At 70.2% G+C, this 13,939-nt stretch carries 13 protein-coding genes; 3 read left to right on the top strand and 10 right to left on the bottom strand.

What is annotated here, in order from left to right; translation table 11 throughout:
* Positions 1–94: 94 nt before the first annotated feature.
* The 3 genes from G5C51_RS05900 to eccCb all read left to right on the top strand — a co-directional run bounded on the left by G5C51_RS05900 (position 95) and on the right by eccCb (position 5,857).
* The gene (locus tag G5C51_RS05900; RefSeq protein WP_206313493.1) at positions 95–997 is read left to right on the top strand and encodes a hypothetical protein; all 903 of its coding nucleotides are present in this window, start codon (positions 95–97) and stop codon (positions 995–997) included.
* A gap of 68 nt (positions 998–1,065) precedes the next feature.
* Positions 1,066–1,500: a hypothetical protein gene (locus G5C51_RS05895; RefSeq protein ID WP_165232800.1), complete on the top strand. Its 435-nt coding sequence runs from the start codon at positions 1,066–1,068 to the stop codon at positions 1,498–1,500.
* Entirely contained in the window at positions 1,463–5,857 is a 4,395-nt protein-coding gene (eccCb, locus tag G5C51_RS05890; RefSeq protein WP_165232797.1) for a type VII secretion protein EccCb, read from the top strand. Before G5C51_RS05895 ends, eccCb begins: the two co-directional genes overlap by 38 nt.
* Before the next feature lie 71 nt (positions 5,858–5,928).
* Here eccCb and G5C51_RS05885 read toward each other — a convergent pair whose 3' ends face one another.
* The 10 genes from G5C51_RS05885 to G5C51_RS05840 all read right to left on the bottom strand — a co-directional run bounded on the left by G5C51_RS05885 (position 5,929) and on the right by G5C51_RS05840 (position 13,925).
* The gene (locus G5C51_RS05885; protein WP_165232794.1) at positions 5,929–6,717 is read right to left on the bottom strand and encodes a thioesterase II family protein; all 789 of its coding nucleotides are present in this window, start codon (positions 6,715–6,717) and stop codon (positions 5,929–5,931) included.
* A gap of 91 nt (positions 6,718–6,808) precedes the next feature.
* Positions 6,809–7,699, bottom strand: a complete 891-nt coding sequence (locus tag G5C51_RS43710) for a DUF4097 family beta strand repeat-containing protein (RefSeq protein WP_165232790.1) — start codon at positions 7,697–7,699, stop codon at positions 6,809–6,811.
* Positions 7,700–7,852: 153 nt separating this feature from the next.
* On the bottom strand, positions 7,853–8,641 hold the full coding sequence (locus G5C51_RS05875; RefSeq protein WP_165232787.1) for a thioesterase II family protein: 789 nt from the start codon (positions 8,639–8,641) through the stop codon (positions 7,853–7,855).
* Positions 8,638–9,408: a thioesterase II family protein gene (locus G5C51_RS05870; protein ID WP_165232784.1), complete on the bottom strand. Its 771-nt coding sequence runs from the start codon at positions 9,406–9,408 to the stop codon at positions 8,638–8,640. The genes G5C51_RS05875 and G5C51_RS05870 overlap by 4 nt, the downstream gene beginning before the upstream one ends.
* Entirely contained in the window at positions 9,405–10,652 is a 1,248-nt protein-coding gene (locus G5C51_RS05865) for a cytochrome P450 (RefSeq protein WP_165232781.1), read from the bottom strand. Before G5C51_RS05865 ends, G5C51_RS05870 begins: the two co-directional genes overlap by 4 nt.
* Positions 10,649–10,900 (bottom strand): phosphopantetheine-binding protein, encoded by a 252-nt coding sequence (locus G5C51_RS05860; RefSeq protein ID WP_165232778.1) that lies wholly within the window; start codon positions 10,898–10,900, stop codon positions 10,649–10,651. The genes G5C51_RS05865 and G5C51_RS05860 overlap by 4 nt, the downstream gene beginning before the upstream one ends.
* A 115-nt stretch (positions 10,901–11,015) precedes the next feature.
* On the bottom strand, positions 11,016–11,777 hold the full coding sequence (locus G5C51_RS05855; RefSeq protein WP_165232775.1) for an ABC transporter permease: 762 nt from the start codon (positions 11,775–11,777) through the stop codon (positions 11,016–11,018).
* Positions 11,774–12,712, bottom strand: coding sequence for an ATP-binding cassette domain-containing protein (locus G5C51_RS05850; protein ID WP_165232772.1), 939 nt, complete (start codon positions 12,710–12,712; stop codon positions 11,774–11,776). Before G5C51_RS05850 ends, G5C51_RS05855 begins: the two co-directional genes overlap by 4 nt.
* Positions 12,709–13,635 carry a PhzF family phenazine biosynthesis protein gene (locus G5C51_RS05845; RefSeq protein ID WP_165232769.1) on the bottom strand — a complete coding sequence of 309 codons (927 nt, stop codon included), beginning with the start codon at positions 13,633–13,635 and terminating at the stop codon, positions 12,709–12,711. The genes G5C51_RS05850 and G5C51_RS05845 overlap by 4 nt, the downstream gene beginning before the upstream one ends.
* Entirely contained in the window at positions 13,632–13,925 is a 294-nt protein-coding gene (locus tag G5C51_RS05840; protein ID WP_165232766.1) for a DUF1330 domain-containing protein, read from the bottom strand. The genes G5C51_RS05845 and G5C51_RS05840 overlap by 4 nt, the downstream gene beginning before the upstream one ends.
* Positions 13,926–13,939: the final 14 nt, after the last annotated feature.

Here is a 13,939-nt window from a genome sequence, read left to right as displayed (position 1 = left end):
GAAGATCACGGCAGCGTACCGCCGTACCCTTCGGAGGGTGAGCGAGACTGTGAAGTTTGCCTGGGGCCCCGCCGGTGCGACCGGGGTCGGATCGATGCCCGGTGGGGTGGCGCGCGAGCCGGCGCGGCCCCGGCGGAGGAAGGGCTGGTACGTGGTCGGGCTGCTGGCTTCGGTGGCGCTGCTGGTCGTGGCGCTGGTGCCAGGGTGGGTGGTCGGGTGGTTCGGCGACGACGGCCGGAGCGATGCGCCTCCGGCGGAGAGTGCCCGACGAGGCACGCTCGGGGAGCCGTTCAAGGGGTCGCCCGCGGCTCGCTGGTCGAGTGGCGCGGCCGGGCTCCCGGTGCCGGAGGCCAGGGCCACCGGGTGGATGAGCCGGGCGCAGGTAGAGCGGGCGCTGGAGCAGACCCGGGCCTTTCTCGCCGCGGCGAGCCTGGATCGGGGAGTGCTGCAGGGTGACCGGCCGAAGAAGGCGATCGCGCTGATCAATCCCCACCAGAAGGACGTACAGGCCTACTTGAAGGCGGCTTTCCGCGCGCCGAGCGAGCGCCACGACCCGCTGCTCCTCTTCAGCCGGTTCGACACCTCGCACGCGCGGCTCGTCGGGGATGTGGTCAAGACCCGGGGCCGGATCACGTACGAGGAGGGCAAGCGCGGTGCGCTGCAGGTGACCAGCGACGTCACGTACGTGTACCCGGTCGCGCCGGCGGCGGGCGGCGACGAGGTCGTCCGCACGATCGTGCGGCGCGAGGTGGTGCTGAGCTGGGACGACCCCGCCAAGGTGATCACCGAGCCGGGCACCTTCTCCCTCGTCTCGTACAAGGCCGACATGACCAACGGCGGCTGCGGCGCCCCCACCGGCTACCTCACCCCACCGTTCGGCACGAAGTCGGCCGACCAGGCCGCGGGTCCCGAGGTCGACCCGTACGACCGCAGCACCTCATTGAGCGAGCGGACCGCGGCGTCGGACGACGGATGCCGCACGGCGACGCGGTCGTAAACGGCCACATCAACTGGTGGCGGCGAATACGATCCTTCAGTACCGCTCCGTCGCTGCTGGGAGGACGAGTGCAAGAGCTGGAGCTCCGGGTCGATGCCGGGCCTGCGTCCGTGGACGAACAGGTGGAGCGCCTGGTTCGCAGCCTGTACCGGGACTTGCGGGCACTTGGGCTGGTCCACGTGGAGCGGAAGCAGTCGCCGCCGCCCGCCGGCTCCATGGCCTCGGTCGGCTATGAGCTCGGCGCCATTGTGCTGAGCGGCGCGTTTTCCGTGGCAGCGCTCAAAGCCATCGGCAACGTCGTCGTCGCCTTTGTCGATCGCTCCAAGGCGCGCAGCGTGGAGTGGGAATTCGGCGAGCACAAAGGCAAGTTCGAGGCGCTGTCCGCTGCCGACCAGTCCAGACTCATCGATGTGATTTCAGCGCGGATTGCTGCGGAGGCAGCGGATCGTGGTGGGGAGGACGTGGATGGCGGGGCGCCGGATCGCGCTGCTGATCGCGACTGACGGTTATGCCGACCCAGGCCTCTCCAAGCTCCGGACGCCGACGCGAAGTGCTCATGAGCTGGAAGCCATTCTGCTGGACGAGGCGGTAGGACGCTTCGACCTCGTCCGCACCCTGACGAACCGCCCCAAGGAAGAGATCGAGCGGGAGATCGAGGAGCTGCTCAGCGACCGCTCCCCCGAGGATCTCGTACTGCTCTACTTCGCTTGTCACGGCATCAGGAACGACACCGACCGGCTGTTCTTCGCGACCACCGGGACCGACCTGAAGCGACCGCACACCACCGCGGTACGCGCCGATTTCATCCATCAGCTGCTGGACGAGAGCGACGCCCGTTCAAAGGTGATTCTGCTGGACTGCTGCTACAGCGGTCTTTTTCACCGGGGCATTCCGATGAGTGATTCGGCCGTGGATGTGAACAGCGCGCTGGGCGGCCGCGGCACCTTCGTGGTCACCGCGGCCACCGCCCTCGAGTACGCCTACGAGGGCGATCAACTCACCATGAATCAGGCGCGCCCGGGCGGATCGCGCTTCACAGCAGCGGTGATCGAGGGGCTGAGCACAGGACACGCGGATCTCGACGGCGATGGCTTCATCACCCCCGACGATCTCTATACGTACGTGCACGACGCCGTTGTCAATCAGAGCGGCCCCGAGCAGACGCCCACCAAGTCGGGCCAGTGCGAGGGGCAGGTCACCCTCGCCTACGCGGCGCGGCCCGGGGGCCCCGGCGGGCCGGTGTCCGGTGCGCTGCGCACAGATGAGCTGCTGCTGGGCGATCTCCTCCCGCCGCCGGTGGACACGATGGACCGCGGTTTCATCTGCGACGCGTGGGAGGGCGCATCCCGGCTCCTGGTGCCCATCGGCCGCCTGGCGGCCGGTTTCGGCGGCACACCTGTCTGCCTCGACCTGTCCGGCAGAGAGGGCAACGCAGGCATCGTGGGAAGGCTGGGCAGCGGCAAGACAACTCTGCTGCGATCCGCCATCATGTCGCTCGCACTGACTCATACGCCGCATGAGGTGGAGTTCTATCTCCTCGAGGGAGCTGTCAACCGCCTCGGAGCGCTCAGGTCAACACCTCATATCAAGGGGATTGCCGCCGCGCACGAGGGCGCGAAGGTGGCCGAGATCCTGTCCGCGCTGAAGCATGAGCTTGATGCCCGGCGGGCCATGTTCCGTGACCTGGACATCGATTCCGTCGAGGAATTCCGTGAACGCCGGGCATCCGAAGGGCTCGCCTGGGATCGCGGAACCGACGTCTTCCTGGTGGTGGACGGGTGGCTCGACTTCCACTGGGAGATCGAGGGCTTTGCCGATGAGGTCCAGCGGCTCATCAACGCCGGCCTCAACTACGGAGTGCACCTCATCGTCTCGGCCCGTCGGTGGAGTGACGTGGACGCCGACCTCCGCAGCCTGCTCGGGGCGCGCATCGAGCTCCCCCTCGACGATCCGCAGACGTCCCTGATCGACACGGGTCTGGCAGCAAATGTCGGTGTCGGCTGGGCACTGATGCACGGCCGGCGTATTCGGGTGGCGGTGCCGCAGTTGGAGCCGGTGACGGGTCCGGTGCAGGCCCGCCAAGCGCTCGTCGACCTCACCCGGCGGATGCGTGACCGATGGTCCGAGCATGCGACCGAGTCGGCTCCTGGCCGGGCGCCCGACAACCCCTCGTTCACTGAACTCCTGGGCCTGGGCGACCCCGCTGAGATCGACCCCGCCCGCACCTGGCGCCCGCTGCCTCCGGCGGAGCGGCTACGGGTGCCCATCGGCGTTGCCGAGGACGGCTCGCCGGTGGTGCTGGACCTGAAGGAGGCCGCACTTGAGGGCATGGGGCCGCACGGATTGTGCGTCGGCGCCACCGGCACCGGCAAGTCGGAGCTGCTGCGCGCGCTGGTACTCGGCCTGGCCGCCACGCACTCCCCGGAAACCCTCAACTTCATCCTCGCCGACTTCAAAGGCGGCGCGACCTTCGCGGGCATGTCCCACTTGCCGCATGTTGCCGCGGTACTCACGAACCTGTCGGACGACCTGACGCTGGTCGACCGCATGGAGGAGGCCGTCGCCGGCGAGTTGGCACGCCGTCAGGAGCTGCTGCGGGCCGCGGGCAACTTTGCCAACATTCAGGATTATCAGCGCGCCTGTGACGCAGCGGAACCGCTCACTCCCCTTCCAACGCTGGTACTTGTCATTGACGAGTTCGACGAGATGCAGAGCGCCCGGCCCGCGTTCATCGACATGTTCATCCAGATCGGCAGGATCGGCCGGTCGCTCGGTGTGCACCTGCTGCTGGCCTCACAGCGACTGGAGGAGGGCAAGCTGCGGGGGCTGGATACCTACCTGTCGTACCGCATCGCCTTTCGCACCTTCTCAGCCGCCGAGTCCCGGACGGCCATCGGAGTGCCGGACGCGTACCACCTTCCTTCGCTGCCCGGATCCGGCTATCTGACGTACGGCAGCGACGAAAGGGTCCGCTTCAGGGCGCCGTATGTCTCGGGCGTCTACCGGGCGCCGGACCTTGCTCCACCGACCCCTGATCCGGATTTCGTGCTGGCGCAGCCCCGAACCATCTTCGGGCCACCATCGGGGGCGACCATGCCGCCCCTGCCGCCGGGGTACGACGTCGTCGTCCACGGGGACTCCCTGCTGGACGTCATCGTCCAGCGTCTGGAGGGCGCGGGTCCGCCGGCGCATCAGGTGTGGCTGCCACCGCTCGACGCACCTCCTTCACTGGACGAACTGCTGCCGGGTCTGGAGGTCATGGAGGGGCGCGGCCTGGCGGCACCGCACGCGCCGCGCGGTCGGTTGACGGTGCCGCTCGGGCTCATCGACAAGCCATTCGAGCAGCGGCGGGACGGGCTCTGGCTGGATTTCTCGGCCGCGGCAGGCCACATGCAGCTCATCGGCGGTCCGCAGTCCGGCAAATCAACGCTGCTGCGCACGCTGATCGCGGCCTTCGCGCTGACGCACACACCCGAGGAGGTTCAGTTCTACGGGCTGGATTTCGGCGGCGGCGGCATGTCGGCAATGGCAGGCCTCCCGCACATGGGCGGGGTCGCATCGCGTCTCGAACCGGAGCTGGTGCAGCGCACGGTGATCGAGGTGCAGGGAATCCTCAACCGGCGGGAGAAATTCTTTCACGCCAGGGGTATCGACTCCATCGGCACCTTCCGCCGCCTTCGGGCCCGCGGCGAGATCGATGTCCAGGACCATCCATGGGGTGACGTCTTCCTGGTGATCGACGGCTGGAAGACATTCCGCACCGACTACGAGGATCTGGATCCGATCGTCACCGACATCGCCGCCCGCGGGCTTGGCTTCGGCATCCATGTCATCATCGCCGCCGCGCGGCCCATAGAGGTGCGGTCGGCGCTCAAGGACCACTTGGGGAACAGGCTGGAGCTGCGGCTGGGCGACCCCATGGACTCGGAATTCGACCGCAAGGTCGCGGTGAACGTTCCGGCCGGCCTGCCCGGTCGCGGCCTGACCCCGCAGCGTCAGCACTTCCTGGCCGCCGTGCCACGGATCGACGGCCTCACGTCGAGCGACGACCTCCCGCATGCGACAGCCCTGCTGTGCCAGAAGGCGGCGGAGGCCTGGCACGGGCCGGCAGCACCCCGCGTCCGGCTGCTCCCCCGGGTGCTGCCGGCCGCCGAACTCCCGCGGGGGGATGCCCAGCCGGAGCGCGGGATCGCCTTCGGCATCGACGAGACCAACCTCGAACCGGTCTTCGCCGACTTTGAGCGCGAGCCGTTCTTCCTGGTCCTCGGCGACGACGAGTGCGGCAAGACGAACCTGCTCAAGCTCCTCACCCAGCAGCTGACCGCCCGTTACGACGAGGACGAACTGGTGCTGGCGGTCTTCGACCCGCGTCGCGGCTTGCGCGGTACGGTCCCGGACTCGTATCTGGGTGGCTATGCCCACAATCCCAAGCTGGCCGCCGGCCTGGCCGGCGGCATCGCGGGCGAGCTGGAGAAACGCCTCCCGGGCGCCGAGGACCTGAACGCGGGGCCCGGCGAATTCTCCGGCCCGCGCGTCGTCATCCTCGTCGACGACTACGACATCCTGACCACTGCGGGGCAGCGGCCCCTGGAGTCCTTCCTGCCGTATATCCCGGTCGCCGGAGACATCGGTCTGCACTTCGTCGTCACCCGCCGGGTGGCCGGCAGCTCCCGCGCCATGTACGAGCCGTTCCTCGCCGGTCTGCGCGAGTCCGGCGCCACCGCCCTGGTCATGGCCGGCGAACGCGGCGAAGGCCAGCTCTTCCCCGGCTTGTACCCCTCCCACCAGCCTCCAGGCCGCGGCAGCCTCGTCCGCCGCGGCCGCAGCCCGCAGCTCATCCAGACCGCCCTTGCGGATTGAGGCCATCGCTTCGAGAGGTGCTCAGGCGAAGCCCCGGCCGCTCGTGCGGCCGGGGCTTCGCGGGTGAAAGGTCAGGCGGTGGCGGTGCGGTATCCCGCATCGGCTGCGGCCATGGTGAGGTGTTGTTCCAGTACGCCGGTTATCGACTGCCTGTTGATGGCGTCGAAGAGGGCGAAGTGGCCGCCCGGGAAGAGGGTTACCTCGCAGGGGCCGCTCGTGTAAGTGCGCCAGTTTGTCAGTTGGTCGAGGGGGATGAGGCGGTCCTCGCGGCCGCACAGGACCGTGATGGGGGCCGCGATACGGATGCCCTCGGTGAGGCCGGCGGCCTGGATGCCCAGCCTCAGGTCCGCGCGCAGTGTTCTGAGCACCGTGGCGCGCCACTCGTCGTCCTCCAGGATCTCCGGGGGGACGTTGGCGTCGCTGCGCTCGAGTATGGAGAGCAGGTCGTCGTCGGTGCCGTCCGGGCGTCGTCCGACCCGTTCCTGCGGGGCCTGTGCCGAGGCCACCAGGGCGTGGCACTGCGGCCCGAGGGCGTGGGCCAGGTGCAGGCCGAGGCCGGCGCCCAGGCTGTGTCCGAAGATCACTGTGGGCAGGGGCGGGCCGTTCCGGTGGATCTCGTCGAGGCTGCCGATGACGTCGTCCAGCACCGCGCCGAGCGGCTCCCCCAGCCGGCGTTCCCGGCCGGGCAGGGTGAGCCCGAGTACCTCGAAATCCTCCGGGAGGCCGGCGACCAGCTCCCGGTAGCGGTTGGGCCCGCCGCCGGAGTGCGGCAGGACGAGGAGGCGGGCACGAAGCCGGTCACGGTCGTACAAGGGCTGGGTCAGCGGCGCCCACCACTGCTGTCCGGCGGTCAGGTGCATGGGAAGGGTCCTTTCCGGTGTGGCCGGCGCAGTCCGGTGCCGGCCTGTACGAGGGCGGATGTGAGATGTCTTCGCGGGCGCCGGTCCCCGGCTACCGCTGCTCCTGTTCGCGGCCGGGTTCGACGCGACGTACCACGATGTCGCCGATGATCGTCCGGGCGCGCAGCTGGACGGCTGTGCCGGGGGCTTCCATCGCCCCGGGTGCTTCGGCCGCGCCGCCGACGAGGTCAAGGGAGCGGTACACGGTGCCGACATGGGAGTCGAGGTCCAGGCCGACGGCGATGCCGCCGGGGAGGCCGACCTCGATCCTGCCGGAGGCGGTCTCGAGGTCGAGGCGGCCCCGGCCGGTGCGGCCGATGCGGATGTCGCCCTGGGCGGCGCGGGCCTCGACGCCGGCATCCGCCGCGTCGATGCGCAGGTCGCCGCTGTTCGTCGTGGTGCGGACGTCGCCGGTCACCCGGTCGATGCGGGTGTTGCCGATGCTTCTGGTGAGTTCGGCCGTTCCGTCGATCCGCCGGATGTGGACGTCGCCGCAGTTCGCGTCGATCCTGGCCGGGCCGGCCACCTGCTCCGCGCTGACATTGCCGAGTGCCGAGGACAGGTGCGCGGGCCCGGACCGGTCGAGCCGGATGTGGCCGCAGCCGGTGGAGATACGTGATTCGCCCAGCCGGCCCGTGCTGTGGAAGTCGGCGGACAGGGCGTCCATATGCATCCGGGAGTCACTCGGAAGCTCGATGTCGATGAGTACGGCTCCGCTGCCGGGCAGCCCGTTCGTCCGCAGCGCGGAGATCACCATCTCCCCCGCCGCGTACTCGGCGCGGGCGAGTCCGGCCGTGGCCACATCGCACGCGTCGCGGCTGTCCTTGGGGCGCACGGTCACGGTGGCGGTGCCGCGGTCGGAAGCGGTGACCCGTACGCAGCCGAGGTGGAGCGTGGCGGTGGCGAGAATCGGCTCCGGGGTCTCGAAGTCGAAGGCAGGCATGGCGCGGCCCTCACCAAGGCGGTGGGGCGGGAATGGCCCAGCGGGCCGGGACGGCCTCCATCGACAATTCCCTTCGTCGTTGCGCCCTTTCGGTTCGGGGCGGTCATCACGACGTTAGGTATCCGGCGTATCGGGCGCTTATCGGAGCCGTATTCACTGCAGGCGGGCCCGCGACACCCCCTCGGCCGCACGGCCGGTGAGGCGGTCGAGGTCATCCGTGAGGTCCGCCAGCAAGGCGGCCTCCTCGGTGCGGAGATAGAAGTGTCCGCCGGGCAGCACCCGGAGCTGGAAGGCGGCGTCCGTGACCTCCGCCCAGCCGCGCATCTGCTCCACGGACACCTCGGTGTCGTGCTCGCCGGCGTAGGCGTACACGGGGCAGTCGAGCGGGGGCCGGTGGCCGCCGCGGTAGTCGTCCACCAGCCGGTAGTCCGCGCGGACCGCGGGCAGCACGTACTCGAGCATGCCGGGGTCCTCGAGGACCGGGGCGCGGCTGGCGTCGAGGCGGAGCATGTCCGCGATGATCGCCTGGTCCGGTCCCGAGTACCGCCGCTGGCCGTCCAGCAGCTGCGGCGGGCGCCGTCCGGATACGCACAGGGCGGCGGGCGAGCCTCCGCGCTTCTGGAGGCGCAGCGCCACCTCGTGCGCCACCGACGCGCCCATGCTGTGGCCGAACAGCACCAGGTGCGCGGGCGGCAGCTCGCCGAGGGCTTCGGCCACGTCGTCCGCGAGGGCTTCAAGGCCGGACGGGAACGGGTCCCTGAACCGGTCCTCCCGGCCGGGGTAGCGGACGGCGAGCACGCCTATGTCCGCGGGCAGTCCCAGCGGCCAGCTGCGGTAGGCGCTCGCCCAGCCGCCGGCGTGGGGGAAGCACACGAGCTTGGTCCGGCAGTCGTCGCCGTCGCGGAAGCGGCGCACCCACCGCTCTTCCCTCGGACTCGTCATCCGGCATTCCCCTTTCCGTACGCCGGTCGCCGCAGCCGGCGGGCCAGCAGCCGCTGCAGCTCGTCCGGCGCGTCCATGAAGTCGTAGTGGCCGCCGTCGACGACCCGGATGTCGACCTGGTGCGCGTACCGTCGCCACCCGTCGAGATCGGCGAGTGCCACGTCGGGGTCGTCCCGCCAGTGCAGGGCGACGACCGGGCAGGACACCGCGACCGGTTCCGTCCGCCGGTACGCCTTCGCGGCGGCGTGGTCCTGGCGCAGGACGGTCAGCCCCATGCCGACCATGTCGGGGCGGGGTTCGATCCCCCGGCCGCGGATGAACGACTCGACCTCGGCGCGCAGTTCGGGCTCGGTCATGGTGAGCATCCGGTCCTGCGCGGCCTGGTGCGGCGCCGGCTGGCCGGACACGCACAGGAAGTCCGGTGCGGGCAGGCCGAGTTCCGCGAGCCGGAGCACGGTCTCGTACGCGGGCAGCGCGCCCGCGCAGTGGCCGAAGAACGCGTACGGCCGGTCGAGGTGCGGCGCCAGCGCTTCGGCCAGCCCTGCGGCGAGGTTCTCGTACGTGCCGTAGTGCGGCTCGGCCAGCCGGTTCTCGCGGCCGGGGGCCTGCACCGGGCACACCTCGGCATCGCCGATCACGGCGGGCCAGGCGCTGAAGGCCGAGGCCCCCGATCCGGAGAAGGGCAGGCAGAAGATCCGGGCGGGATGTCCGGCGGCCGGCGGCCGGACGAGCCACGGCGTCGCGGCGGTGGTGGAGCCGGGGGTCATGGTGTCCTTCTCTGGGCGGTGACGGGCAGATGGGTCATCCCGGCGATGAAGTACGACCGCAGGTGCTGCGGCTCGCCGGCGAGCTCGATCGTGCCGAACTGCCGCAGCAGTTCCTCGAAGAAGATCCGCAGGGTCAGCCGGGCCAGCGGCGCGCCGATGCAGAAGTGCGGGCCGAAGCCGAACGCGACCTGCCGCTTGGCGTTGCTCCGCGTGATGTCGAAGGTGTGCGGATCGGGGAACTGGGACGCGTCCCGGTTGGCCGACCCGATCCACGCGACGACCGCCCCGCGGGCCGGGATGGTGCCCCCGCCGATCTGGACGTCGTCCACCGCGTACCGCATGAAGTTGCACGCGGCCGAGGTCCAGCGCAGGCCTTCCTCCACCAGGTTGGGGATCAGCGACGGGTCGGCCTGCGCCTTCTCGTAGATCTCCGGCCGCTCGATGAGCGCCTGCACGGTGCCGGAAACGGTGTGCGGCGTCGTCACGTTGGCGCCCAGCAGGATGCTGTAGCCGTCGAGGGCGATCTCCTCGTCGGACAGCGCCTCGCCTCCCGGCCGCACGCTCATGAGGTGATGCAGGAGGCTGTCGCCGTCGCCGGTGTCCGTCCGCCGCGTTCTGACCCACTGCTTCACGTAGCTGACGAGCTCGTGGTGGGCGATGGCCAGCGTCGCGGCCTCGCTGCCGATCTGGAAGTGCGGGTCCGAGGGGGCGGTGACCATGGCCGTCAGCCGGACGAGCTCCTCCCAGTCCTGCTCCGGCAGGCCGAGCAGCGGGCCCGTCACCAGCGCGGGCAGCAGCAGGGCCTGCTCGGCCAGGTCGAAGACCTCCCCGTCGAGGGCCGGTTCGAGGAAGCGCCGGACCGTCCCGCGGATCGTGTCCTCCCAGGACTTCACCGCCCGTGCGGTGAGCTTGGAGCCGAGCGGTCTGCGTACCTCGGTGTGCCGCGGCGGGTCGGTGGACGTCATCAGCACGCCCGCCGCTACGTCGTCCGTGCCCAGGTGGGTGGGCACCGTGCCGCGTTCCGAGGTGAACTCCCGGTGGTCGCCGAGCACGCGGCAGACGTCCTCGTGGCGGGTCACCGACCAGAACTCACGGCCGTCCGGGAGGACTTGGTGATGCAGCGGCGCCTTCTCCCGCATCACGTCCCAGATCGGGTGCGGGTCGCCGGAGGTGTACAGATCCAGGTCGAAGAGATCGACGCTGTCGAGGTCGATGTCGCGTGCGGGGCCCGGCGTCAGCCTCACGTCGCCGCCCTCCCCTGCTCGATCAGCTCGGCGACCCGGGCCGGGGTCTGCGCCAGGTAGAAGTCGCGTACGGACAGCTGGACGCCGTATTCCTCCGCCACCCGGTCGATGATCTTTATTCCGGTCAGCGAATTGCCGCCGAGGGTGAAGAAGTCGTCATCGGGGCCGACCTCGCGGCCGTCCATGAACTCCCCCCACAGCCGGGCCATTTCCTGCGCCAGCGACTCCGGTGCATCCGACGATTTCATTGCCAGCCTCTTTCTTTCCGTTCCTACCCGGAAATCACTGCTGAAGAAGTCGAGCCGCCTCGGGGACGGGAGGGTCCGCCGAGGCGGCTCGGGAGGGGACACGGACCGGCCGGAATTACGCGCGCTTCTTGAACGAGGAGACCGCCCACGCGTACCCGAGGAGGGCAAGACCGAGGCACCAGGCGATGGCCGCGGCCGCGTCGCCGCTGGACGGGGTGCCCGCCAGCAGCCCGCGCAGGGTCTCGATGATCGGGGTGAAGGGCTGGTACTCCGCGAACTGCCGCACGCCGCTTCCCATCGAGTCCGCGGGCACGAACGCGCTGCTCAGGAACGGCAGCATGATCAGTGGTACGACGGCCAGGCCGGCCGACTCCGCGGACTTCGCGGCCAGCCCCAGCGCGACGGTGAGCCAGCTGGCCGCGAAGGCGAGCAGCGTGACGAGGCCGAGCACGCCGAGCCAGTCGAGGGCGCTCGCGTTGGGGTCGAAGCCCAGGGCGAAGGCCACTCCGATGATGGCCGCGTTGGCCACCAGGCAGCGCACCGTGGTGACGACGACCTGCCCGGTCAGCACGGCGCCGCGGGAGACGTCCATGGCCTTGAACCGGTTGATGACGCCCTTGGCCATGTCGTCGTTCACGGCCGCCGCGGTGGCGCCGAGGCCGTAGCTGACGGTCATCACGAGCATGCCCGGCGTCGCGTAGTCGATGTAGTCGGCGCCGACGCTGAACGCGCCGCCGAAGACCTTGACGAAGAGCAGCATGATGACGATCGGGAACAGCACCGCGTTGAACACCGTGACCGGGTTCCGCATGGTGTGCTTCAGGTTGCGGCGCAGCATGATCGTGGAATCTTCCAGCGCCATCGTGACCGTACTCACTGGGCCATCGCCTCCTCGGCGGTCTTGTGCCCGGTCAGGGCGAGGAAGACGTCGTCGAGATCCGGGGTGTGCACGGAGAATTCCGGTGCATTGATCATGACGTCGTCGAGCCGGTCCAGCAGGGCCCGCAGCGACTTCGAGTCGCCGTCGCTCGGCACCCGCAGGGTCAGTTCCTCGTCGTCCCGGGTGGACCCGGGCAGCGCCCGGGCCGCCGTGTCGAGTTCGTCGAGGGCGGCGAACCGCAGCCGGACGTGGGTGCCGGGGATCTGGCCCTTGAGCTCCGCGGGGGTGCCCTGGGCGACGAGCCGGCCCTGGTCGAGCACCGCGACCCGGTCGGCGAGCTGGTCGGCTTCCTCGAGGTACTGGGTGGTGAGGAAGATGGTGGTGCCGTCGGCCACCAGATCGCGGACGATCCCCCACATCGTGCGCCTGCTGCGCGGGTCGAGACCCGTCGTCGGCTCGTCCAGGAAGATGATCTGCGGGTTGCCGACCAGCGTCATCGCCAGGTCCAGCTTGCGGCGCATGCCTCCTGAGTACGTCGCCGTCATCTTGTCCGCCGACTCCACCAGGTCGAAGCGCTCCAGCAGCCGGTCGACCACCTGGCTGCCGGACACCCGCTTCAGATCCGCCATCAGCTGCAGGTTCTCCCGGCCCGTCAGCAGCTCGTCCACCGCGGCGAACTGACCGGTGACGCCGATGGCGGCGCGCACCTGCCTGGTCGCGGTGGCCACGTCGTGGCCGGCGACGCGGACCGTCCCGGCGTCGGCTTTCATCAGCGTCGCCAGGATGTTCACCGTCGTCGTCTTGCCCGCGCCGTTCGGGCCGAGCATGGCGAAGACGGATCCCGCGGCGACCTCGAAGCCGATGCCGTCGAGCACGGCCTTTTCGCCGAATGCCTTGCGCAGTCCGGTGACTGCGATCGCTTTGCTGTTCATGCCTGCACACTCCTCAGTCGGCCTGTCACCGATCCGTCACGACCACTGACCCGCGCACTGATACGGCGTTCCAGCGTCTGCAGGGTGCCGCGTACGCAGGTCACACTCGCGCCGCCGACCCATATGTCCTCTCCTTGCGTCTCCACGGTGAGCACGCCCTTCCGTCCCAGGGCGGCGCCCTGGCCGACCCGGAAGGCGCGCGGCGCCCTGCCGTCGCCGACGAGCCACTGCGCGAGCCCCGCGGTGAGGCTGCCGGTGACCGGGTCCTCGCGCACGCCCTGGGGCAGCGCGAAGGCACGGACCTCGAACTGCTCGGGCGCACCCTCGGGATGGGCGCCGACCACACCGAGGGTCAGGTCACGCATGTGCTGCTCGTCCGGCTCCAGGGCCAGCACCTCCGCGGCCGAGGCGAGCTGGACGCCGGCCCAGCCGGGTCCGTTGTCGACCCACTGGTGGCCGGTGATCCGTGCGCGGTCGATGCGCAGCCCGCGGGCGATGCGGTCCACATGCGCGTCCTCCAGGGGACCGCTCCGGCGGCGGGCGGGGGCGCGGAAGCTCAGTCCGTTGTCGTGGCGCCGCACCCGTACGAGCCCCAGCCCGCACTCCTGCGTCAGTACGCCGGGCGCCTTCGGCGTGCCCCCGGCCTCGAGCCAGGCGTGCGCGGACCCCAGGGTGGGGTGGCCGGCGAACGGGATCTCCCCGCCCGGCGTGAAGATCCGCAGCCCGTAGTCGGCCTCGTCGGAGGCGGGCGGGACGATGAACGTCGTCTCGGACAGGTTGGTCCACTTCGCGAGCCCGGCCATCTCGTCGTCGGCGATCCCGTCGCCGTCCAGGACGACGGCGACGGGATTGCCGAGGTAGGGGACCTCGGTGAAGACGTCGACCTGGGCGAAGGAGCGCCATCGGCGGTACGGGCGCGTCATGCGCCCTCGCCCTCGACCAGGATCAGGTCCATGTGCGTGCCCGCACGGAGCGGGACGATGGCCCGGTACTCCGGCGAGTCGTACCAGCGGCGGGCGTCCGCGGCCTTCGGGAACTCCATCACCGACAGGTGCTCCGGGTGCCAGTCGCCCTCCAGCGCCTCGGATTCGCCGCCGCGGATCATGAAACCGCCCCCGTAGAGCCGCAGCGTCTGCAGCACCTTCGCGCGGTACTCCGCCATCTGCCGTTCGTCTCCGATGACTCCGACATTGCCGATCAGTAGTGCGGTCATGCGTGTCCTTTCCT

Origin of the sequence: Streptomyces coryli, from assembly GCF_011044975.1 — a bacterium.
GTDB lineage: Bacteria > Actinomycetota > Actinomycetes > Streptomycetales > Streptomycetaceae > Streptomyces > Streptomyces coryli.
This window is presented reverse-complemented; position numbering and strand designations above follow the sequence as displayed.